Origin of the sequence: Aquidulcibacter paucihalophilus, assembly GCA_030285985.1 — a bacterium.
GTDB lineage: Bacteria > Pseudomonadota > Alphaproteobacteria > Caulobacterales > Caulobacteraceae > Brevundimonas.
The window spans coordinates 2,341,756-2,363,020 of record CP127384.1 but is presented as its reverse complement, the minus strand read 5'-3'; the positions used below and the strand labels follow the sequence as shown (position 1 = coordinate 2,363,020).

Below are 21,265 nucleotides of genomic sequence, written 5' to 3'. Positions count from 1 at the left end.
GCAGCGCTCGGAAGCATGGTGGTCATACCCGGTGGTGTCTTCCACCTGGGGTCCGACGACCATTATCCCGAGGAGCGCCCGGTGCGTGCGGTCGAGGTACCCGGCTTTGCCATCGACGTTGGCCCGGTGACCAATGCGGCCTTTGCCCGGTTTGTCGCGGAGACCGGGTGGGTGACGACCGCCGAACAGCTCGATCCGCCGGGCTCGGCGGTGTTTGCCATGACCCGGGAGGCCGTGGACCTGAGCCGCCCGGAACAGTGGTGGCGGTTCGTCGATGGAGCCGCCTGGCACTGTCCGCAGGGCCCGGGATCGTCGATCGCGGGCCGCGAGGATCACCCGGTGGTCCATGTCTCCTGCGAGGATGCACGCGCCTATTGCGTCTGGGCCGGCAAGCGCCTGCCGAACGCACAGGAGTGGGAGGTGGCGGCGCGCGGGGGTCTGGACCAGGCCGACTATGCCTGGGGCGACAGCCTTGCCCCGGGCGGGCGGCTGATGGCCAACATCTGGCGAGGGGCCTTTCCGTGGTGGTCGGAGGCTCCCGAACCCGGAACGACCCCGGTCGGTGCCTATCCGGCCAATGGCTATGGACTGTTCGACATGATCGGCAATGTCTGGGAATGGACCTCCGATCCCTTTGACCGGACCCCGACCTGCGGCTGCGGCGAGGGCGCTGCCAGCGCGGTCCGGCAGACGCTGAAGGGCGGTTCATACCTCTGTGCGGGCGAATATTGCGCGCGCTACCGACCGGCCGCTAGAACCGGACTGCCCCCCGAAACCTCGACAGGACACATCGGTTTTCGGTGTGCCCGGGATCTGCCTTCCAGCCTGGACGAAGCCCCATGATTTCCCTCTACACCGCCCCGACCCCGAACGGCTGGAAGGCCTCCGTTGCGCTTGAGGAACTGGGCCTGCCCTATCAGGTCCATGCCATCGACCTGCTCTCCGGTGCGCAGCGGGCCCCGGACTATCTGGCGATCAACCCCAATGGCCGCATCCCGGCCATTGTCGATCACGACGCCGACGATTTCGCGGTCTTCGAGTCCGGGGCGATCCTGATCTACCTTGCTGAAAAGACCGGTCAGTTGATGCCCTCGGACGCCAAGGGGCGCAGTCGCGTGCTCCAGTGGCTGATGTTCCAGATGGGCGGGATCGGCCCGATGATGGGACAGGCCAATGTCTTCCATCGCTATTTCCCCGAGAAGATCCAGGTGGTGATCGATCGCTACCAGGGCGAAAGCGGGCGGCTGTTCGGTGTCCTCGATCGGCATCTGGCGGATCATGAATGGCTGGCCGGGGACTATTCCATCGCCGATATCGCCAACTGGTGCTGGGTCAGGACGCACAAATGGTCGGGCGTGAACATCGAACCGTTTGAACACCTTCAGCGTTGGGTTGCCGCGATTGCAGCCCGTCCGGCGGCCCAGGCAGGGATCAAGGTGCCGTTTGACCTCGAGGCCATGATGGCGGCCACTCGCAGCGGTGCCGAGACCTTCGCCCGTGGGGGACAAACCCTGGTCAACATGGGTGGGTCCAGGGATTGACCGGCCTGTTTTCCGCGCTCGGGCGCGAGGTTCGCTTCCTTCGCGGGGGGCTGCGCATGCTGGCCCGTATCCGCCGTCTCAAACCGGGCTCCGGCGTCAATCTTGCCGATGACCTCGAAGGGGCTGTCGACCGTCATGCCGCACGGCTTGCCATCCTGTTCGAGGATGAGCGCTGGACCTATGCCGACCTCGAGCGCAGGGCCAACCGCTATGCCGCATGGGCGCTGGACCAGGGGTTGAAGCCGGGCGCGACGGTTGCCCTGTTCATGGAGAACCGGCCTGACTATCTGGCGATCTGGTTCGGCATGGCCAAGGTCGGCCTGTCGACGGCGCTGATCAATACCCAGCTGACCGGAGCCGGACTGGCCCATTGTGTGGACACTGCCGGGGCCGGCCATGTCATCGTTGATGCCCCGCTCGCCGAGGCCTGGCGGTCTGCGCGTCCCCATCTGCGGACCCCGACCAAGGCCTGGCTGTCGGGCGCGGCGGCCGGCGACTTCGCCGATCTCGACCCGGTGTTGCTCAACGCCTCGTCGGCGCGTCCCGACCGTAAGCTGCGCGCCGGCATCCGGGCGGAGGACCTGGTTCTGCTGATCTATACGAGTGGCACGACCGGACTGCCGAAGGCCGCGCGGATCACCCATCTGCGGATGCTGCTGACCATGCATTCTTTCGCGGCGGCCACAGGATCGACAGCGCGTGACGTCATCTATGCACCCCTGCCGCTCTATCACACGGTCGGCGGGGTCTGTGCGCCCGGCATCGCCCTGACCGTGGGGGGAGCCATCGGTCTGCGCCGTCAGTTCTCGGCCAGCGCCTTCTGGAGCGATTGCGTCCGTTTCGACGCGACCCTGTTCCAGTATATCGGGGAACTCTGCCGCTATCTGCTCAACGCCCCGGCCCACCCGGACGAGCGTCGGCACCGGCTGCGGCTGGTCATCGGCAACGGCCTGCGGCCGGACGTCTGGGACCGGTTCCAGGCGCGGTTCGCCATTCCGCGGATCCTCGAATTCTACGGGGCGACCGAGAGCAATCTGACCCTGTTCAACCTGGATGGGGGGCCGCACGCGATCGGCAGGGTCCCCTCCTATATGGAGGGCGCGGTCAATGTGGCCCTGATCCGGTTCGACCCCGTTGCGGAATGTCCGGTTCGGGATACCTCCGGCCGGTGCCTCCCCTGTGTCGAGGGCGAGGCGGGCGAAGCCATCGCCCGGATTGATCCGGCCAAGGCCGAGATGCGGTTCGAAGGCTATTCCGACGCCGGTGCGACCGAGAGCAAGATTCTCCGCGACGTCTTCGAGCCGGGGGATGCCTGGTTCCGGTCGGGTGACCTCATGCGATCCGACCGGCTCGGCTATTTCTATTTCGTCGACCGTATCGGGGACACGTTCCGCTGGAAGGGCGAGAATGTCTCCACCGCCGAGGTCGCCGGGGTCATCGCCGCCGTCCCGGGCATCCTCGAGGTCAACGTCTATGGCGTGGAGATCCCCGGCTGCAGCGGCCGCACCGGCATGGCCAGTCTGGTCGTGGACGAGGCGAAGTGCGATCTGGCCCTGGTTCGAGAGGCGGTACATTCGGGCCTTCCGGGTTACGCCCGGCCGCTGTTTCTGCGCCTGACCCCGGCCATGGAGGTGACCGGCACGTTCAAACAGAAGAAGGCCGAGGCCGTGCGGGAAGGGTTTGATCCCAGCGCCATCGCCGACACCCTCATGTTCGACGACCCCCGCCACGATGCCTATGTGCGCCTGTCGCCCGAACTCCATTCCGAGATCGTTTCCGGGACCCTGCGGCTATGACCGGTCGGCTGCAACGGGTCGCCGTCCTTGCCGCCCTGGTCATGGCGGGACTGGGCAGTTGCGGCCCCGCCGCCCGGATCGCTCCGGTCGTCTGCCCGGCGACCCCCAAGACGGATCAACCGGGACAGCTGATCAATGTGCCGGCCGGACGCTTCCTGATGGGCGACGACGTCTATGAAGATGAGGGTCCGCCACGCCTCGAGACGGTCGCGGCCTTCCGCATTGATGCGACCGAGGTGACCAATGCCCGGTTCGCCCGCTTTGTGGACGAGACTGGCTATGTCACGGTTGCCGAGCGGCCGGTCGATCCGGCGCAGTATCCCGGCATGCCGGCGGCGGCGCTCCAGCCGGGTTCCGCGGTTTTCCGGCTGGACAGCGAGCGCTTCGATCCCGGCAATCCCGGGACCTGGTGGACCTTCGTTCCCGGCGCGTCCTGGCGCCATCCCGAAGGACCCGGAAGTGACCTGAACGGCCGGGACTTCCTGCCGGTGGTTCATATCGCCCTGGCCGATGCCCAGGCTTATGCGCAATGGGCCGGGCGTCGCCTGCCGACCGAGATCGAATGGGAATGGGCGGCGCGGTCGGCGGATGCCGCCGCCGGAAACTCCAGTCAGCAACCGTCCGAGGCCAACACCTGGCAGGGCGTTTTTCCGGTCAGGAACATGGGCCGGGACGGCTATGACGGTGCCGCCCCCGTGGGGTGTTTCAAGGCCAACCGCCTCGGAATTCACGACATGATCGGCAATGTCTGGGAGTGGACCTCTGATCCGTACCGGCAGACCCGGTCGCGGACGATCACACCGGGCGAGCCCGGGGCCGATCCGCGTCAGCCGGGCGTCGCGGTGGGGGTCATCAAGGGCGGCAGCTACCTCTGTGCCCCCAACTATTGCATGCGGTACCGCCCGGGCGCGCGCCAGGCCCAGGACCTGACCCTAGGGGCCTCCCATGTCGGCTTCCGCACGGTCGCACCGATGCCGTGATCAGGCCCCGGTCTGTATCTCATAGTCCCGCAGCCGGAACCGCCGCAGGCGCTGCCGCAGCCGGCCGGCGCTCCACGGCCAGTTGGTGCTGTTGCGGCCGTTCCTGTCGATGAAATAGCTGGTGCAGCCGCCGCTGTTCCAGACGCTGGACTGCAGCGCCGCCTGCACTGCGTCATTGTAGGACCGGGAGACATCAGGGCGGATCGCGAGGGTGGTTATCTTCCGCGCCTCGACCTGCCGGAGGGCGTCCATGATGTAGTCCAGCTGAGCCTCGATCATCACGAAGGCCGATGAGAACGTGTAGAGGTTCGGTCCGAACATCAGGAAACAGTTAGGGGCATCCGGGGTCGTGGTCCCGAGGTAGGCTTCCGGGCTGCCTTGCCACTGTTCGGCAAGCGACCGCCCGCTGGTGCCGACGATGATCTCCGCCACAGGTGGATTGGCGACCTCAAATCCGGTCCCGAAGATGATCAGGTCCACCTCGCAGGACGAGCCGTCGGTGGCGATGACCGTGTTGCCGCGAACCTCGGCGACCCCGCTGACGACCTCCACATTCGGCCGGGCCAGGGCCCGATACCAGGTGTTGGACTGAAGAATGCGTTTGCAGCCGATCGCGAAGTCCGGCGTCAGCTTTCTGCGCAGGGCCTCATCCTCGGTCGCCCGCTCAATGTTGCGGCGCGCCCGTGCCTCCAACCGTTGTCGGGCTTTCGGTCGGTTGAGGCTGCCGTTCAGCCGTTCGAAGGCCCGGTAGAGCGCCTGCCGCAGCAGGGACTGCAGGATCGGAAAGCGCTCGAACCGGCGCTGCCAAGCCGCCGACACGGCTGTATCCATCTTGGGCAGGACCCACGGCGCGGTCCGCTGGAACAGGGTCAGCTGCGCCACGCGGGGCTGGATGGCGGGCAGGAACTGGATGGCCGAGGCCCCGCTGCCGATGACCGCGATCCGTTTGTCCGTCAGGTCATAGCTGTGATCCCACCGCGCCGAGTGAAAACTGGCGCCGGCAAAGCTGTCCAATCCCTTGATGCGGGGCAGGCGGGGCTGGTGCATCGGGCCACAGGCCATGATCACGAAATCGGCCGTGAACCGGCCGGCGCTGGTCTCCAGTCGCCAGTGCCGCATCCCCGGATCCCAGACGGCCTGTTTGAGCTCGTGATTCACCCGCACGAACGGCATGACGCCGAAACGCGCGGCGACGGCCTGGCAATAGTCCCGGATCTCGGTCTGGGCGGCAAAGAAGCGGCTCCAGCGCGGGTTCGGTGCAAACGAATAGGAATAGAAGGCCGAGGGGATGTCGCAGGCACAGTCCGGATAGGTGTTGTCCCGCCATACCCCGCCGATTTCCCCCGATTTTTCCAGAAGTGCGAAGGCGATCCCGGCCTGGCGCAGCCGGATCGCAGCACCGATGCCGGCAAAACCAGCACCGACCACGATCACCCGGACATGTTCGCTCCCGGATGCCGGGTCCGTCCCGAGGCGGCCGGGCTGGTTCGTCCGGGTCGCTGAACTCATGGCATTTCTTTCCCGGGCCCACCGCGCCGGCGGCGGGTTTTTCCGGCGAACATCCAGTCCCCGCAGGCCGCGTGATGATGGTCGGCTCTTGAGCGGAATGCAATGTCAGTTTCGGAACAACATTTCAGCTTTGGCTTGATGGAGTCTGGATTTGGTCGTAGAAACAGCCGGTGAATAATAACGCATCAGTGATTGCGCCCGTGAGTCGGGCGGAACGCCATCGCTTGCAGTTACGGCAAGAAATAATCGATGCTGCCTTCATAGGGTTTTCTGAGCGCGGCTATCACCAGACCAGTATATCTCACATCGCAAAACGTCTCGGCATCGGACACGGGACGTTTTACAGATACTTCGAGAACAAGCGCGATATCCTCGAGCACGTTATCGATAGCGTTTGCGAGAAGATCAGGCTGGCCATGGCCGAGGCCAATGCGCCCACGGCCAGCAAAACGCTGCAAGACTATGAGGGCCAGCTGGCACGGCTGGGCGTCTCACTGAGCAAGATCCTCCATGAGACGCCGGGCCTGTTCCGGATCCTGCTGCTGGAGGCGACCTCTATCGACCCCGAAATGACCCGGCGGATCACCGACTTCTTCGACTGGTGCGCCAGGCAGGTCGATGCCTATTTCGAAAACGGCATCCAGCAGGGCTTCCTGCGCAGCGACCTGGACAAGGAAGCCACGGCCCATCTGCTGGTGGGCATGATCTTCAGCACGATCCTGATGACCATCAACGCGGGTGATCAGGAACTTCTCAAACGGATGAACTCTGCCGTCAGGCGCATGCTGCTGGACGGTATCGCCAGTCGCTGAAGTTTCTCGAACAGGTCTGACCCAGTATGAAATATCCCCTCGATCCCGAGCTGGCGCAGTTCGCTGCCTCGATCCCTTCAGGGTCGTTCGTCGACCCGGTCCCGGCACGCCGGTACTTCGAGGACGTGAATGCGATGCTGTCCGCCGGGGTGGATACCAGCGCCCTGGTCATCGAGGATGGCTCGGTGCCGGGCGAGGGAGGACGGCCGCCGGTGCCGATCCGGATCTATCGGCCAAACGATGCCCCGGATGTTTCGGCGGCAATTCTGCAGATCCACGGCGGCGGCTTCGTGGTCGGCAGCCTGGACACCGAACACGGTCTGGCCGTGCACAACGCCGTCAGCCTTGGCGTGACCGTCGTGACCGTCGACTACAGGCTCGCTCCGGAACATCCCTATCCGGCCGGACTGGACGACTGCTATGCCGCGCTCGTCTGGATGCATCAGCAGGCCGCAGCGTTGCGGATCGACCCTGCGCGGATCGCGGTCTACGGCGTCAGTGCCGGCGGCGGTCTGGCCGCCGCTCTCTGCCTCCTGGCCCGGGACCGGTCCGGGCCGGCCATCTGTTTCCAGCATCTCAGCATCCCCGAACTCGACGATCGACTGGACACCCCCAGCGCCCGGGCCTTCACGGACACGCCGGTCTGGACGCGGTCCCTGGCCGAGACCAGCTGGGACTATTATCTGGGGGCGGGCTATCGGCGTGGTGCGGATGATGTGCCCGTCCTGGCCGCGCCGGCGCGGGCGACGGATCTCAGCGGCCTGCCTCCGGCCCTGGTCAACACCATGGAGTTCGACCCGCTGCGCGATGAGGGACTGCTCTACGCCATGCAGCTCCTCCGTGACGGCGTCAGTGTTGAGGTGCACAGCTATCCGGGGACCTTCCACGGCTCGGTCGTGTTGCCGGCCCGGGTCAGCCGGCAGCAGGCCCGGGATAGTCTCGACGCCTTGCGCCGGGCCCTTACGCTGCCGCCGGCCTGAGTGTCCGCAGAACACCCGGGGCCACGGTGCCGTGATCGCTCCGGCCAGCGGAGGGAGAACCAGCGGGCGAAAATGGGCTCCACTGTCGATCCGACGACGGGACCGCCCGCGAGACTTGCCATCTATCGACACTCATGGTGCATTATGGTCGGCGGAGGGCGGACCGTGAATCCGGCCGGCAAAGGCTCAGACGACCGACCCGAACGGCCGCAGCGGTCGGCCGGGCGGAACGGCTAACATTTTGGGGAAGCTGATCACATGAACCCGTTGAAACTCGGGCCGTCCATCGTCCTGGGCCTTTTCGCCCTCATGAATCTGGCGCGGGGCGGGGTCCATGCCTTCAGCCCTGACGGGGGTGCCGGCACGATCGCGGGGCTGGATCTGAGCACCTCGGCAAGCACGATCATCCCGCTGTTCGCACTCATCGGGGTCAACCAGATCGTGATCGGGCTGTTCGAGGCCTATATGCTCGCGGCCCGACGGGACCTCATTGTGCTCGGGCTTGGTCTGCAGGCTCTTCTGACGGCGGGGGCCGTCGTGAACCTCCACTTCTGGAGGCCGCTGCCGGTGGAAGTCCCCGGCGAGATCTTCAACATGGTCCTGCTGCCGATCATCGTGATCGCCTGGCTGCTCGCGGTCTATGGCGACCGTAAGCCCGGGCTGGCCCGGCGCTAGCCGATCGGGCGCCCGGCCCGGGCACGGCGATCCCCGGTGTGCCGGCACCGGGGTGGCACCCGGTTCCGGCGGTCCGGGAAGACCCACTGATCCCGGCTAGACCTTGATCACCAGCTTGCCGAAATTCGTGCCGGCAAACAGCATGTCGAACGCTTGGGGGAAGCTCTCGATGCCCTCGACCACATGTTCCTTGAACTTGATCTGACCGGACATCATCCAGCCGGCCATCTCCATGATCGCCCCCAGGAACTGCTTCTGGTAGTCGAACACGACGAAGCCCTCCATCCGCGCACGGTTGACCAGCAGGCTCATGTAGTTGGCGGGCCCTGTCATGCCTTCGGTGGCGTTGTACTGGCTGATGGCGCCACAGATCACGACGCGGGCCTTCTGGGCCAGAAGGCCCAGACAGACGTCCAGGATCTCGCCGCCGACATTGTCGAAATAGATGTCGATCCGGTCCGGGCAGGCCGCCTTCAACTGTTCCTGCAGCGCGCCTCCCCGATAGTCGATGCAGGCGTCGAAGCCCAGTTCCTCGACCACATAGCGGCACTTGTCGGCGCCCCCGGCCAGACCGACGACCCGGCACCCCTTGAGCTTTGCGATCTGCCCCACGACGGCGCCGACCGCTCCGGCCGCGGCGGAGACGACCACGGTCTGCCCGGCCTCGGGCTTGCCCACGTCCAGCAGGCCGAAATAGGCGGTCATGCCCGGCATCCCGAGGCCACCAAGGAAGGTGGAGGGCGGGGCCAAAGACGGCTCTATCTTGTTGAAATCCTTGGCGGCAACCGTGGCATCGGTCTGGACGCCTGTCAGGCCCATCACGATTTCCCCGACCTTGAAACGGTCGGAGGCCGTCGCCGTCACCTCGCCCACGCCGATAGCCCGCATGACCTCGCCGATGCCGACCGGCGGGATATAGCTGCGACCGGCGTTGATCCATCCGCGCATGGCGGGGTCGAGCGAGATGTGGGTCACATTCAGCCGGATCTCACCCGCTGCCGGATCACGGCCGGCGTCGTGGGTCGTCGCCCAGGTCGAAGCGTCGGCCGATCCAACGGGACGCTGGGCGAGGCGGATCTGGGTCGGTCGGGTCATGACTGGGCTCCGTGAATAGGGGTTGCGGCAGTCTATATATTGGCACTAACTCTGCCATAAGAATCGCATCGGGAGAGCATCATGGGCAGTGGACGACTCGAGGGCAAAGTCGCGCTGATCACCGGGGTCGGTGGTGGCATCGGGCTGGCGATGGCCCGCCGGTTCGTGGCGGAGGGTGCCCAGGTCTTCGGCGTCGACCGCTCCCTGCGTCGGCTTGATGCGGCCCTCGATGGCTTTGGGCCGACTTCGGACCGCATCGCCTTCCATCGTGCCGATGTGGCAGATGAGGCCTCGGTGGCGGCCTTCGTCGCGGCCGCCGAAGAGCGTTTCGGCGGGTTGGATGTCCTGGTCGCCAACGCGGGTGTCGGGGGCTGGATGGTTCCTGTCCAGGGCACGGATGTCGCCAATTTCATGGAGACGATCCGCATCAATCTCGTGGGGCCGATGCTGCTCATCAAGCACGGTGCGCCGCGATTGATCGCCCGGCGGTCCGGCGCGATCATCGTCACGGCGAGCATTGCGGGCCAGCGGGCCAACTCCGGTCCGATCGACTACAGCGCCTCCAAGGCCGGTGTCATCAGCCTGGTGCAGAACACGGCCCAGTCGCTCGGCCGGAAGGGCGTCCGCGTGAATGCGCTCTGCCCGGCCGGCACCGCCACGCCGATGACCAAGCCTTCGTTCGACTTTCTCGAGGCGGCGGTTGGATCCAATCCGCTCGCGGACATCAATCCGATGCGCCGGATCGGCGCGGCCGAGGACATGGCCGACGCCGCCCTTTTCCTTGCGAGCGATGAGTCCCGCTACATCAACGGGCAGGCCCTGAATGTCTGCGGTGGCCTCAGCGCCGCCTTCCCCGCCCCGGCCATCATCACCGACAGCCTCTGACAGCCGGCCCCCTTCCGGGGCCGGCACAGGCAGGGCCTCAGGCGACGCTCAGCATCACCCCGATGCCGGGTGAGGTCCGGCCATTGAGCATTTCCACATAGGCGTCGCGCACGGCTTCTGCCCCCCGGTTGTGCCGGACATCGAGCAGTGACCGGGCGTCGGCCGCGACTTGCGCGCTGGCCTCGAGGGCGCGCTGCATCACCACGCCGGGGCCCCAGTCCTGCTCGCGCTTGGCGAACTGGGCGGGCGCGAAGAAGAAGGTGGGCCGTGCACCCTGGGTCTCGCCCTTGTGCCGCTTGGCGTCCCAGTGGGTTGCCCCGACGATGGAACTGAGGACCACGTCCTTGCCCAGATGGTCATCGACCGCCTGGATCACGGCACCGGACCCGGACATGTCCACCAGCGCGGTCGGTATGCCGGTCTCGAGGGTGCCGATCTGATCATAGGTGATGACCCGGTCATACAGACCGAGGCCGGTTGTGAACGCGACATTGCCGGGCGAGGTCAGGCCGATGACCTCGAGGGTCCGGTTCGGGGCGTTGGCGAGCAGATGGGCGAGGCCGAAGGCGGTCTTGGACGAGGCGCTGCCGATCAGCACGCGCTTTGCGCCGAAATTGGCGTTGTCTTCCAGATAGTCGGAGAGAATGTAGGAGGTGGCGAACAGCGGGAACAACAGGCACCGCTCGTCACCCATGGCGGCGATCTCGGGGGCGTCGTCGGCGGTCCGCACATAGCGGTTATAGAGGCCCGGCAAGGCCCGGCGATGTTCGGCGAAATCCGTGAAGGCACCGGCCGTCACCTTGCCGGGCTGCAGCACGACATGCGAAGCCATGGGGAAGAAGCCGTACAGACGCTCTCCCTCCGGAATCTCCGGGCAGTTGGAGGCGACCACGGTGCCGTAACCCCAGACCGGAACCACGCCCCAATCGGCGTCCACGGGGAAGAAGCCCCAGTAGCCGATAAAGTCACCGGTGACGGCATAGGTGATGTTGTTGGCGGTCAAGGCGAACCGGTCCACGGAGACCACCACTTCGCCCGCGGCCGGGACGGGCAGGGGGCGACTTACGATCCGCGTGGTGTGCAGGTCGTTCCTGCGCACCTGGATCTGGGTGATCTCGTTCACGATGAGCCTCCGGTCAAAATCTTGTCTGGTGGGATTCTTATGGCATCATGTGTGACGAAACAACCGAGGAACCCTCATGAACGCCACTGCCGCCGTCCAGGTCAGAAACGCACTCTACCCGGTCTCGGAGGCCCAGAAGAAGGGCATGTTCGAGGCCGGACCGGAAGGGCCGATCGTCATGGTCAATCTGCTCAAATTCCGTGATCGCGCCGTCTATGAGGACGGCCGCCCCTGCGACCTGACAGGCCGCGAGGCCTATGCCCTCTACGGCGCGGAGGTCGGTCCCATGATCACGGCCTACGGCGGCCGGGTCCTGTTCGTCGGGGACGTCACCTGGCTGGCGATCGGCGAGGTAGACCGGCTCTGGGACGAGGTCGCCCTCGCCCAGTATCCTGACCGGGCCGCCCTTGCCGCCATGAGCACCTCGGCGGAATGGCGTGCGATCTCGGTGCACAGGGCGGCCGGCCTGGAAGGCCAGCTCAACATCGAGACCGTGCTGCCGGCGTGGCTCAGGGCGGCGCAGGACCTGTCAGGCATCGAGGCCGGCTGACAGCGGGACTTCCGTTCCCGGTCAGCGCCCCATGAAGGAGAGTATCGCCCGCGCCGCCTCCTCGGGGGCGTCCTCCTGCAGGAAATGGCCGGCTTCGGGCAGGTGAACGTGCGCCTGCCCCGTCGTTCCGGGGATCTCACGCTGAAGGCGGCGGTCGCCGCCGGGGGTCACCATGTCCCTTCCGCCCCAGACGGTCAGGAACGGCTTGTCGAAGCGCTTCAGCTTCTCACGGATTTCCCGGTTCAATGGCACCCCGGGATTGTCCTCGAAGATGGCGATCAGTTGCGGGAAGGCGACGATGCCGGCCTGGTAGGCGGGCTCGGGGAAGGGGGCCTTCCAGGCGGCCATCATGGCGGGTGTGAGCGGAACCGTCATGCCGCCCTGCATGACGGCGTCGAACGGAAACTCCGGCAGGACCGCCATCATCGCCAGCCAGTTTCGCAGCATCTCATTGCCGCCTTCGCCCGCCGGCACGCCGGTGTTGCAGGCGATGACCCGGTCGAAGCGCTCGGGGGTGTTGGCGACCTGGGCGAGGCCGATCGTTCCCCCCCAGTCCTGACAGAAGAGGGTCAGCCCCTTCAGATCCAGCGCCGCCAGCCAGCGGCCGATCCAGTCATAGTGCCGGGCAAGGGTGTAGTCGTCCTTTTCGCTCGGCTTGTCGGACCGACCGCAGCCGACCAGGTCGACGGCCATGACCCGGCAACCGGCCGCGGCCAGGATCGGGATCATCTTGCGGTAAAGATAGGCCCAGGTCGGATTGCCGTGCATCAGCAGGACCGGCGGTCCGTCCCTTGGGCCCTCGTCGACGTGGTGGATGCGGATGGCCGTGCCGTCCGCGTCGACGATTTCTGTGTAGTGGGGCGCGAAATCGTAGCCTTCGAGACCCTCGAAACAGGAATCCGGCGTTCTCAGAATCCGCATGGTCATCTCCAGATATTGCACGCAGGATGCCAATATAATCTGTTGCGTCAATCTCGCGGATGGCGGTCTGTGAGGCTGCAGGTTGAGGTCGGGCAGGGAAGGGGGTCTTTCGTGACCTGGCACCCTCGCCCACCCGCTTGGCTCACGCTTCAGGCCGACCTTTGAGGCTCGTTTCAAAATCCATGAAGATGTCGATCAGCTCCGACACACTGGGGGCCTCGGACTTCGGGCTGAAGCGGAAATTCCAGAAGCTGATGACGTGCTGAATGGCACCAAGCTGGTCACCGAGGCGGGCGAACAGCGCGGGGGCATTGAGCAGGAAGTCCCGGAAGATCAGGGGATTGTCGTTCCGGGTAAGACCGGCATAAGCCTCGTCATAGATTTTCATCGTCTGACGGGTTTCCGCGAGGGCCCGCTTGATCAGTTTGCGGACAACCTCCCGACCGCGGGCAATATACTCCCGGGATTCGCCATCCAGGGGGCCCACCGGTTTGATGCTGGAAACCCGGGACATCACGGTGACGAGATGCTCGCCCAGACTGCCGAGCGTCCATTTGAAATAGAGGAAGCCCTTCCAGCAGAAGATCCCTTCCTCATATTGCTCAGGGTTGAGTCTCAGGACCTCGCCGAGGCTGTCCAAACGGTCGCCGGGTGCATTGGAAAGAATCCTGGCCGCCATCCGGGCAACCGTATCGGGCGAGGCCTGCGTTCCGCCGAGGCTGAGCTGGACCAGGGGTTCGATCTCGCCCTGGACGAAGCTCAGCATCTTCTGCATGTCGGCCTCACTGATGGCGAAATAGCAGGGGGCCGGATCAATGCCTGCCCGGCTCAACTGCTCCCGCAGCAGGAAGGGATCCAGCGAAGGCAGCTGGTCTATGAGCGCCAGTGTCCGGAAATCGGGGTGTTCCGGTGTGATGCCGAACACTTCCCTGACAATCGAAGCGAAATTGATCTGTCCGAAGAAGAAGTAGCGACCGCCCGCCTTGAGCTCACGGTTGTCGATCGGCAGTATGATCTTGGTCGCTACCCGGCGCGGGCCCTCGAAAAAATCGGTCTCATTGCGACGCAGCCGGTGTTTGATCAGGAGGGCCTGGTTCAGCCCCTCCGTCTGGAACAGCGGCTGTTCGCGCCAGGCGCGGGTATGGCCATGGGCCTTGAAGATCTTGAACAGGTTCAGAACCCGGGCCGTCGAGGCCGACTTCTCCAGAAACTCAAGGCTGCGAACAGCGCGATCCGGCATGCAAGTCCTTCTGAATCGCTCCGGGGTTTCCTGCGGTACGTCTGGTTTTGATCAAAAACCTGGGCTCACGCGGACTGTCGCCGGCCGCGCCGATCTCGGGCACCCGTCTGGCGAGAAATGTGGCACAAAGAGTGCCGTTATGTCAGTGACAAGTTGTCGCGCAGAGGTGTGTCAGCCGAACGGCAGGCGATCTCTGGCCGTTCGGCTGTAAGCCTTGGACGAACAAGCGATTTCGTGAAGCCGTTCTCGTTCAACGGCGACCAGTTGCCGGCGGACCTCATCCGCTACGCCATCCGGCTCTGCTTTTGCGTCAGCCATGGTTTTCACGACATCGAGAGTCGGATGACGCAGCGGGGGGGGCGAGGTCCGCGATCAGGCCCTGCGGTGCAGGACCATCAGATTTGCCCTCTGATCGTGCGGCAATTTGAGAGAGCCTGATGACGACTGCCGACAACAAGCTCAAAGCCTTTCAGACACGCCTCGAAACCATGCCGCTCGCGGCGCTTCGGGCGGAATCGTCAACGCGATGGGCGCACTAGCTTCCCCCGCGGCGCCTGTCAGTTGTCCATCAGCTTCAACAGGGCATGGACGAAGAACGCCGCCTCATCCTCCTGGCTGAAATGCCCGGCTGACTCCAGGCGGATGTGAGGCCGACTCTGCGCACCGGGAATGCGTTTCTGAAGAACGGAGTCCAGATGCCCAAGGACGGGGTCACGGTCGCCGAACGCGGTCAGGAAGGGTTTCTGGAACTGTTCCAGCACAGACCAGGCTTGCCGGTTCTCAGCTGCCTCGCGGTCATCGGGACCAACGGGAACAAGTGTCGGGAACGTCAGGACGGCGGCCTTGTAGGTGACGTCGGGAAAGGGGGCGTCATAGGCCGATACCTCGGCAGGGGTCAGGCGGCGATTGACCCCCCGCGCCACCACCTTGCCGACCTCCATGTCCGGCCGGCTCTGACTGAAGTCGCGCCATTGCCGGAAACCATCGCCCAGGTCCGAGCCATCGGGAAGAGCGGTATTGGAGGCGAGTACGCGTGCGAACCGGTCGGGGTGAGCCGCGACCAGTCTGAGACCCAGGAGACCGCCCCAGTCCTGGCAGAACAGCGTGACGTCGGCGAGGTCTCGCTTGAGGAACCACTGCTCCAGCCAATCCAGATTGGCGGCATAGGAATAGGCTTCGCGCGCGACCGGCTTGTCGGACCGGCCGAAGCCGATCAGGTCGGGCGCGAGGACGCGAAATCCGGCATCCGCCAACGGACCGATCATGGACCGGTACAGATACGACCAGGTCGGCTCTCCATGCAGCAGAAGCACCACCGGCCCCTGCGCGGGGCCCTCGTCGAGATAGTGGATCCGCAGCATCGAGCCGTCCGTGGCCTCGACGCTGTCGTAGCGGGGTGTGAATGCGTAGCCCGGCAGATTGGCGAAACGCTCATCGGGGGTGCGAAGAAATTCCATCGTCGTCCTCAATCCATATGTCTGTGAATTCGCCGGCAGATCACCAGACCCGGAGCCGGCCCAGGCCTGGCCCGCAGCCCTTGGCCGCCATGCCTGGTCGCGCAGCCGCCACCTTGGGACGAACCGGGAAGTTCAGGCCTGGCGCTCCGGTGACCGGAACCGCGAACCCGTGGAACGGGCGGGACAGCAGAACCGTGTGATCCTTTCGGGCGAGTGTTGCCCCGCGCGCCAGAACTGTCTCCACCTTTTAGCGGCACTTTGAGTGCCATAAGATGGAGGCCTTGTGAAGCCTTGAGGATGGCGGCAGTCGTCTGACAATCGGTCTCCGCCAGTCCGACTTTGGCGGACTCGCCGAACAGTTCGGTGACCCGGACAGATACTTCGGCGCGTATAGCGTCTCTCGCGGCTTCCGGGCGCTAAGGGCGCCGGCGGGGCCTGATTGCCCGGAAAGCTGCGCGCGAGCGCGAGGCGATCGAGCGACTCATCTCTTTCAGGTCTCGTCTGCTCCTGGGTACGCTGCCGCAAGTCGGCCCGCCATTGCCGCATCGGTTGTGACAGAAACAGTGCAGGCTCGCGACCGAACCGCATCAATTGTTGCGTCAATTTACAAGTAGAGTGCAGTTGTCGGGCAATAGTATGACTGTTGTCGTGCCAATTTCGCGACATTGCGTGAAATATTCAAGACATAAGTAGATGTATACGTTGAGCGGAGTTGGTTCGTTGGCGCTAACTATTCACGACGCGTTTCCCCAGGGCTGAGCCCTCGGGAGTGATGCGCCCGTCGCTCGGTTGGAGCGGCGTCGCCGATTTCAGGAGAATCGCCCCGTGAAAGCTACTCTTCGTCGCCAGCGACTGCTGGCTTCCACCATCATCTGCGGCGCCGCCCTTTTCTCGGCGGCAGCCCCGGCCCTTGCGCAGGATGCGGCGCCTCAGGATGCCGAACTCGACGATGTCGTCGTCACCGGCTCGCGCATTCCGCAGGCCAATCTTGTCACCACCAGCCCGGTGACGCAGGTGACCGGCGAGGACATCGACGTCGCGGGTGTGACCCGGGTCGAAGACCTGATCTCGCAACTGCCGCAAGCCTTCGCCGCCCAGAACTCGACCGTCTCGAACGGCGCTTCGGGCACGGCCACGGTTTCGCTGCGCAACCTCGGCTCGTCGCGCACCCTGGTGCTGATCGACGGTCGCCGGATGGGCTACGGTTCGCCGAGAGACGACGCCGCCGACCTGAACCAGATCCCGGAACAACTCGTTGAGCGCGTTGAAGTCCTGACCGGCGGCGCCTCCGCCGTTTACGGCTCGGACGCTGTCGCCGGCGTCGTCAACTTCATCATGAAGAAGGACTTCGAAGGTCTGCAGATCGACGCCCAGTATGGCTTCTATCAGCACAACAACGGCTATGACGGCGTGGGCAACCTGCGGAACGTCATCGCCGGTCGCGCCGCGACCAACCCGTCGCAGTTCGCCCTGCCCGAGGACGAAGTCTCCGACGGTGAGAGCCGCTCGCTGAACGTGACCCTGGGCGCGTCCTCGGCCGACGGCCGCGGCAACATCATGGCCTACGCCGGCTATCGCAACAACAATGCGATCCTGCAGCGCGACCGCGACTATTCGGCCTGTGCGATCGATGGCGGGGCCGGCGCCGCCGACTTCGTCTGCGGCGGCTCCAGCACCTCCTTCCCGGGGCGCTTCATTTCGCTGAACACCGGGTCCAATTCGACCGTCGGCGGGACCGCCGGCGTCGGCACCGGCACCTTCACGCCCTTCAACGCGGCCCTCAACCAGTACAACTACGGCCCGTCGAACTACTACCAGCGCCCCGATGAGCGTTACACCCTCGGCGCCTTCGGCCGCTATGAGGTCAACGACAAGGCGGAAGTCTTCGCCCAACTGATGTTCTCGGACTATCAGTCGGTGGCGCAGATCGCTCCCTCGGGGGCCTTCCTCGGGCCGATCATCACGGTGCAGTGCGCCAACCCGCTGCTGTCGACCCAACAGCGCACCACCATCGGCTGCGCTGGCGGCGGCCTGGCCGGTTCCGTCGACATGCTGATCGGTCGCCGGAACGTCGAAGGCGGCGGTCGTCAGGACTCGCTCAACTACACCTCCTACCGCGGTGTGGCCGGGGTTCGCGGCGAGATCACGGACGGCTGGAACTACGATGTGGCCGCCCAGTTCTCGCGTGTTCGCCTCGCACGGACCGCTCTGAACGATTTCTCGAACACGCGTCTCGCCCGTGCGTTTGACGTCGTCGACAGCGACCCGGGCCCCGGCGTTACCGCGACCTGCCGGTCGGTGGTGGACGGGTCGGATCCCACCTGTGTGCCCTACAACATCTTCGCGCCGGGTGGCGTGACCCAGGCGGCTCTGGACTATGTGCAGATCCCGCTGCTCCAGACCGGCGAGACCACCCAGCAGGTCGTGACCGCCGCCATCACGGGCGACACGGGCTGGTCCATGCCGGCCGCCTCACGCAGCGTTCAGGTCGCGTTCGGTGCCGAGTATCGCCGTGACTACCTCGGTTCGGTCACGGACAGCGCCTTCGCCACCGGCGACGGCGCCGGTCAAGGCGGCGCCACCATCGGCTTCGTCGGTGATACCGAGGTTGCTGAAGTCTTCGGTGAGATCCAGATTCCGCTCGCTGACGACCAGCCCTGGGCCTATTCGGCCTCGCTGGACGCCGCCTACCGTCGTTCGGAGTACGAAAACTTCGGCGCCGACACGTACAAGGTCGGCCTCGACTATGCGCCGGTTGAAGACGTCCGCTTCCGCGCCAGCTATTCGCGCGCGGTGCGGGCCCCGAATGTGATCGAACTGTTCACCGCCCGGGGCTTCAACCTGTTCGACGCGGACTTCGACCCCTGTTCGGCCCCCGGCCGCGCAGCGGAGGGAGCCGGACCGGTTCCTGCAAGCTGCGTCGGTGCCGGCGCTCACCAGGTGACGACCGCTGAACGCGACGGAGGCCTGCTCGACAGCCCCGCCGGTCAGTACAACTTCCTTCAGGGCGGCAACCCCAATCTGGAGCCGGAGTCGGCAGACACCTACACCCTCGGCGTTGTCCTGACGCCGAGCTTCCTGCCGCGCTTCAACCTGTCGATCGACTACTACAGCATTGAGGTCGAGAACCTCATCGGCCGGATCGGTCCCCTGAACACCCTGGACGCCTGCTACACCGCCGGCAACGCCCTGGCGTGTTCGTTGATCGTGCGCGATGGTGCGACGGGGGCCCTCTGGCTCAACAACGGCAATGTCATCGACACCAACGTCAACATCGGTGGCCGCAGCACCTCGGGCATCGATTTCAACGCCAACTACGGCGTTGATCTGGAAGACTGGGGCGCCGCCAACATGGGCTCGCTGCAGTTCTCGTTCGTCGGCACATTGCTGCAGGAACTGGGGACCGACACGGGTCTGGGCTTCGTCAACAGCGTGTACGACTGCGCCGGCTTCTATGCCAATCAGTGCGACGTCCCGAATCCGGAATGGCGTCACCGTGGACGCGTGACCTGGCTCACCCCGTGGGACATCGATGTCTCGGGCACCTGGCGTTACTACGGCGAGTCGGAAGTCGCCGTTCTCGGGCCTGACGGCAGCCTCGACAACAGCCCGGCACGCATCGACAAGGTTCTTGACGACAAGAACTACTTCGACCTGGCCGCTGTTTGGCAGGTGAGGGACACCGTCACACTGCGCGCCGGCGTGAACAACGTGTTCGACAGCGATCCGCCTCTGTCCACCAGCGTCGGCACCGTCGGCAACGGCAACACCTATCCGCAGCTGTATGATTCAAACGGCCGCTACTTCTTCTTCGGTATCACCGCCAACTTCTAGGGCCTGATACCCAGGATCTTTCGGGGCGGCGGATCTTCGGGTCCGCCGCCCTTTTTGTTCACCCTGGCGAAGCGTCGCGAGTGACCCCGTCAGCAACGGGCTGTGAGCCAGACGGGCGCGGCCGACGAACGGCCTGTTCGCTAGCCTTTCCCGGAATCTGCGGGGGGCGGCGTGAGGGGTGCCATCAGCCAGTGGAAAACGACAGGCGGATTACCGTCGCCGGCCTGGTCGCGCCACAGAAGGTCCGCGATCTGCTCGAGCTTGCTGTTCACCTTCTCGAGGGTCTGGGGACTGGGGGTGCAGACGACCCGGAGAAATCCAAGGTTACGGGCCGCGCCCGCCACGTCGCGGTCGGCCGAGCTGAGCCCGTGGCGGAAGTCCCGATCCATCTGCCGCGTCAGCCCCGCGACAATCTCGGTCATGAGATCGTCGTTCGCAGGATCCTCAAGCGCCGCGCCGAGGCGAATCCGTCGGGACACGGTGTCATAGAGTTGCTCACGCTTCCGTCGGACCGTGCGATGCCCCGCCTCCACAACAATCTTGCCCTCCACGAGCTGGCGCATGTGGTGATAGAGCGCCGGCGGCTGAGCCCCGAGCATTTCGGCGAGCTCACGGATCGATAGCGGTCCCGAGGCGGCCAGTCGGTCCACGATGTCATGTCGGCGCGGGCTCTTCGCCAGCCGGATCTGTTCCCGGTTCATGACCCACAGGGTCTCGTCCGCCTCTTCCGTTCTTATGCTCACGAACAGCCCCTCGAGAACGCGGCCTGAATGCGACTTGACCGAGGCCACGGTGCTTGCTTCGCGTTTGTCACATTTGCAAACCGGCAACTACAAATTTCGCCGGAGCGCCCGGCATGGCGGGTTCCAGAGTGGGGCGTCCTCCTATTAAAAAAAAGTCACTGGAATAAATACTAACTTGCGTCATGATCGGCGTCACGATCATGCCAGTTGGCACGCTTTCACAGGGCCTTTCCATGGACTCAGTCCCACGCTCTCTTGGTCCGGACCGGCGCTGGCGTCGGTTCAGCACAGCGCAATCCCGCGCCGTGACGGGGTGCGCGACATGAGACTGCGGGCGGTCATCACCATCGACATTGATGCCGCTGACTTTGTCGACGCAGCGGATCATCAGAGACGCATCGAGTCCCTGCTGGGCGCCATGCGCGACAGCTATGCGGACGCGGCGCTCGAGTTTCGGGAACGGCGGCAGGTGCGCCGTGGCATGTCGCCGGGGCATCCGCCTGGCGGCAGACTTTCCAGCACGGGAAAGCTGAACTCCTATGTCGACTGAAGCCCTGACCGGGTTCGGCGCGAGCCGCCGGAGAGATACGGTCCTCGCCGCCATCGAGACGTTCCGCGCCCTGGACCTGGGCATCAACATGTCCAACATCCTGGTCTTCCTCTATGTCGCCGAAAACGAAGGTATCAGCGTCACGGAGCTGGCGACCATCAGCGGTCTGAAGAAGCCGACCGCCTCACGCTCTATTCGGGCGCTGACGCCGAGAGGCTCCCGCTGGGCCCTTTCACCGTACCTGGGTCTGGTCGAACTCTGCGCCCAGGGGCCCGCGCGAAACTCCAAGACGATACGGCTGACCCGGCAGGGCAGGGACCTGTGCGCCAGGATCGATCGCCTGATCGCCAACCCCGTGCGGATCTGCGCGGGAGAGGGACCGGATGTCTCACAGCCGGACGTGAGCGGGGCCCTCGCGAGGCTGGGTGGAGCGGAGGGCGATCGCCACGACCGGACCGGACGCCGCGCCGACCCAGCCAGAGCCCCTCAGCTGTCTGCTCCCAATGCCCCGGGCGCTTCAGCTGCTTGCCAGTTCCCACTCCCCGGCGACCGCTCGCGGGCGGCGGCCTTGTGA

Annotated in this window: 19 protein-coding genes; 12 read left to right on the top strand and 7 right to left on the bottom strand. The window is 65.2% G+C overall.

What is annotated here, in order from left to right; all coding sequences use genetic code 11:
* Positions 1 to 15 precede the first annotated feature (15 nt).
* From KB221_11665 to KB221_11650, 4 genes are read left to right on the top strand one after another with little or no spacing between them, the layout of a single operon-like run.
* Positions 16 to 843: a formylglycine-generating enzyme family protein gene (locus KB221_11665; GenBank protein WIY68736.1), complete on the top strand. Its 828-nt coding sequence runs from the start codon at positions 16 to 18 to the stop codon at positions 841 to 843.
* Positions 840 to 1,541: a glutathione S-transferase N-terminal domain-containing protein gene (locus KB221_11660; protein WIY68735.1), complete on the top strand. Its 702-nt coding sequence runs from the start codon at positions 840 to 842 to the stop codon at positions 1,539 to 1,541. Before KB221_11665 ends, KB221_11660 begins: the two co-directional genes overlap by 4 nt.
* Positions 1,538 to 3,337 carry a long-chain-acyl-CoA synthetase gene (locus tag KB221_11655; GenBank protein ID WIY68734.1) on the top strand — a complete coding sequence of 600 codons (1,800 nt, stop codon included), beginning with the start codon at positions 1,538 to 1,540 and terminating at the stop codon, positions 3,335 to 3,337. The genes KB221_11660 and KB221_11655 overlap by 4 nt, the downstream gene beginning before the upstream one ends.
* Positions 3,334 to 4,317 carry an SUMF1/EgtB/PvdO family nonheme iron enzyme gene (locus KB221_11650; protein WIY68733.1) on the top strand — a complete coding sequence of 328 codons (984 nt, stop codon included), beginning with the start codon at positions 3,334 to 3,336 and terminating at the stop codon, positions 4,315 to 4,317. Before KB221_11655 ends, KB221_11650 begins: the two co-directional genes overlap by 4 nt.
* Here KB221_11650 and KB221_11645 read toward each other — a convergent pair whose 3' ends face one another.
* Positions 4,318 to 5,826, bottom strand: coding sequence for an NAD(P)/FAD-dependent oxidoreductase (locus tag KB221_11645; protein ID WIY68732.1), 1,509 nt, complete (start codon positions 5,824 to 5,826; stop codon positions 4,318 to 4,320).
* Between the two features lie 188 nt (positions 5,827 to 6,014).
* Between KB221_11645 and KB221_11640 the strand changes: the two genes are divergently transcribed.
* From KB221_11640 to KB221_11630, 3 genes are all read left to right on the top strand, one after another.
* Entirely contained in the window at positions 6,015 to 6,638 is a 624-nt protein-coding gene (locus KB221_11640; GenBank protein ID WIY68731.1) for a TetR/AcrR family transcriptional regulator, read from the top strand.
* Positions 6,639 to 6,664: 26 nt separating this feature from the next.
* Positions 6,665 to 7,618 (top strand): alpha/beta hydrolase, encoded by a 954-nt coding sequence (locus KB221_11635; GenBank protein WIY68730.1) that lies wholly within the window; start codon positions 6,665 to 6,667, stop codon positions 7,616 to 7,618.
* A 258-nt stretch (positions 7,619 to 7,876) separates the two neighbouring features.
* Complete coding sequence (locus KB221_11630) at positions 7,877 to 8,293, top strand: hypothetical protein (GenBank protein WIY68729.1); 417 nt, start codon at positions 7,877 to 7,879, stop codon at positions 8,291 to 8,293.
* 96 nt (positions 8,294 to 8,389) lie between these two features.
* Here the strand turns inward: KB221_11630 and KB221_11625 are convergent, their stop codons facing one another.
* A complete protein-coding gene (locus KB221_11625) occupies positions 8,390 to 9,388 on the bottom strand; it encodes an NADP-dependent oxidoreductase (protein WIY68728.1) in 999 nt (332 codons plus the stop codon).
* A gap of 81 nt (positions 9,389 to 9,469) precedes the next feature.
* Here KB221_11625 and KB221_11620 point away from each other — a divergent pair, with 81 nt between their 5' ends.
* A complete protein-coding gene (locus KB221_11620; protein WIY68727.1) occupies positions 9,470 to 10,273 on the top strand; it encodes an SDR family oxidoreductase in 804 nt (267 codons plus the stop codon).
* Positions 10,274 to 10,310: 37 nt separating this feature from the next.
* On the opposite strand, the gene KB221_11615 is transcribed toward KB221_11620, so the two are convergent.
* On the bottom strand, positions 10,311 to 11,396 hold the full coding sequence (locus KB221_11615; GenBank protein WIY68726.1) for a DUF2855 family protein: 1,086 nt from the start codon (positions 11,394 to 11,396) through the stop codon (positions 10,311 to 10,313).
* A 76-nt stretch (positions 11,397 to 11,472) separates the two neighbouring features.
* On the opposite strand from KB221_11615, the gene KB221_11610 reads away from it, so the two are divergent.
* A complete protein-coding gene (locus KB221_11610; protein ID WIY68725.1) occupies positions 11,473 to 11,946 on the top strand; it encodes a DUF1330 domain-containing protein in 474 nt (157 codons plus the stop codon).
* 21 nt (positions 11,947 to 11,967) lie between these two features.
* On the opposite strand, the gene KB221_11605 is transcribed toward KB221_11610, so the two are convergent.
* From KB221_11605 to KB221_11595, 3 genes are all read right to left on the bottom strand, one after another.
* Positions 11,968 to 12,867, bottom strand: coding sequence for a haloalkane dehalogenase (locus tag KB221_11605; GenBank protein ID WIY68724.1), 900 nt, complete (start codon positions 12,865 to 12,867; stop codon positions 11,968 to 11,970).
* A gap of 142 nt (positions 12,868 to 13,009) precedes the next feature.
* Positions 13,010 to 14,107: a hypothetical protein gene (locus tag KB221_11600; GenBank protein WIY68723.1), complete on the bottom strand. Its 1,098-nt coding sequence runs from the start codon at positions 14,105 to 14,107 to the stop codon at positions 13,010 to 13,012.
* A 557-nt stretch (positions 14,108 to 14,664) separates the two neighbouring features.
* Positions 14,665 to 15,564 carry a haloalkane dehalogenase gene (locus tag KB221_11595; protein ID WIY68722.1) on the bottom strand — a complete coding sequence of 300 codons (900 nt, stop codon included), beginning with the start codon at positions 15,562 to 15,564 and terminating at the stop codon, positions 14,665 to 14,667.
* Between the two features lie 825 nt (positions 15,565 to 16,389).
* Here KB221_11595 and KB221_11590 point away from each other — a divergent pair.
* Positions 16,390 to 19,398, top strand: coding sequence for a TonB-dependent receptor (locus KB221_11590; protein ID WIY68721.1), 3,009 nt, complete (start codon positions 16,390 to 16,392; stop codon positions 19,396 to 19,398).
* A 140-nt stretch (positions 19,399 to 19,538) separates the two neighbouring features.
* Here the strand turns inward: KB221_11590 and KB221_11585 are convergent, their stop codons facing one another.
* Positions 19,539 to 20,189, bottom strand: coding sequence for a winged helix-turn-helix domain-containing protein (locus KB221_11585; GenBank protein WIY68720.1), 651 nt, complete (start codon positions 20,187 to 20,189; stop codon positions 19,539 to 19,541).
* A 274-nt stretch (positions 20,190 to 20,463) separates the two neighbouring features.
* Between KB221_11585 and KB221_11580 the strand changes: the two genes are divergently transcribed.
* Both KB221_11580 and KB221_11575 read left to right on the top strand, forming a co-directional pair.
* Positions 20,464 to 20,691: a hypothetical protein gene (locus KB221_11580; GenBank protein WIY68719.1), complete on the top strand. Its 228-nt coding sequence runs from the start codon at positions 20,464 to 20,466 to the stop codon at positions 20,689 to 20,691.
* Positions 20,681 to 21,265, top strand: coding sequence for a hypothetical protein (locus KB221_11575; GenBank protein ID WIY68718.1), 585 nt, complete (start codon positions 20,681 to 20,683; stop codon positions 21,263 to 21,265). Before KB221_11580 ends, KB221_11575 begins: the two co-directional genes overlap by 11 nt.

Excerpts from the sequence above, each read along its gene's own strand:
- KB221_11665 (WIY68736.1), top strand. The coding sequence starts at position 16 with ATGGTGGTCATACCCGGTGGTGTCTTCCACCTGGGGTCCGACGACCAT.
- KB221_11660 (WIY68735.1), top strand. The coding sequence starts at position 840 with ATGATTTCCCTCTACACCGCCCCGACCCCGAACGGCTGGAAGGCCTCC.
- KB221_11650 (WIY68733.1), top strand. The coding sequence starts at position 3,334 with ATGACCGGTCGGCTGCAACGGGTCGCCGTCCTTGCCGCCCTGGTCATG.
- KB221_11645 (WIY68732.1), bottom strand. The coding sequence starts at position 5,826 with ATGAGTTCAGCGACCCGGACGAACCAGCCCGGCCGCCTCGGGACGGAC.
- KB221_11635 (WIY68730.1), top strand. The coding sequence starts at position 6,665 with ATGAAATATCCCCTCGATCCCGAGCTGGCGCAGTTCGCTGCCTCGATC.
- KB221_11630 (WIY68729.1), top strand. The coding sequence starts at position 7,877 with ATGAACCCGTTGAAACTCGGGCCGTCCATCGTCCTGGGCCTTTTCGCC.
- KB221_11625 (WIY68728.1), bottom strand. The coding sequence starts at position 9,388 with ATGACCCGACCGACCCAGATCCGCCTCGCCCAGCGTCCCGTTGGATCG.
- KB221_11620 (WIY68727.1), top strand. The coding sequence starts at position 9,470 with ATGGGCAGTGGACGACTCGAGGGCAAAGTCGCGCTGATCACCGGGGTC.
- KB221_11610 (WIY68725.1), top strand. The coding sequence starts at position 11,473 with ATGAACGCCACTGCCGCCGTCCAGGTCAGAAACGCACTCTACCCGGTC.
- KB221_11605 (WIY68724.1), bottom strand. The coding sequence starts at position 12,867 with ATGCGGATTCTGAGAACGCCGGATTCCTGTTTCGAGGGTCTCGAAGGC.
- KB221_11600 (WIY68723.1), bottom strand. The coding sequence starts at position 14,107 with ATGCCGGATCGCGCTGTTCGCAGCCTTGAGTTTCTGGAGAAGTCGGCC.
- KB221_11595 (WIY68722.1), bottom strand. The coding sequence starts at position 15,564 with ATGGAATTTCTTCGCACCCCCGATGAGCGTTTCGCCAATCTGCCGGGC.
- KB221_11580 (WIY68719.1), top strand. The coding sequence starts at position 20,464 with ATGAGACTGCGGGCGGTCATCACCATCGACATTGATGCCGCTGACTTT.
- KB221_11575 (WIY68718.1), top strand. The coding sequence starts at position 20,681 with ATGTCGACTGAAGCCCTGACCGGGTTCGGCGCGAGCCGCCGGAGAGAT.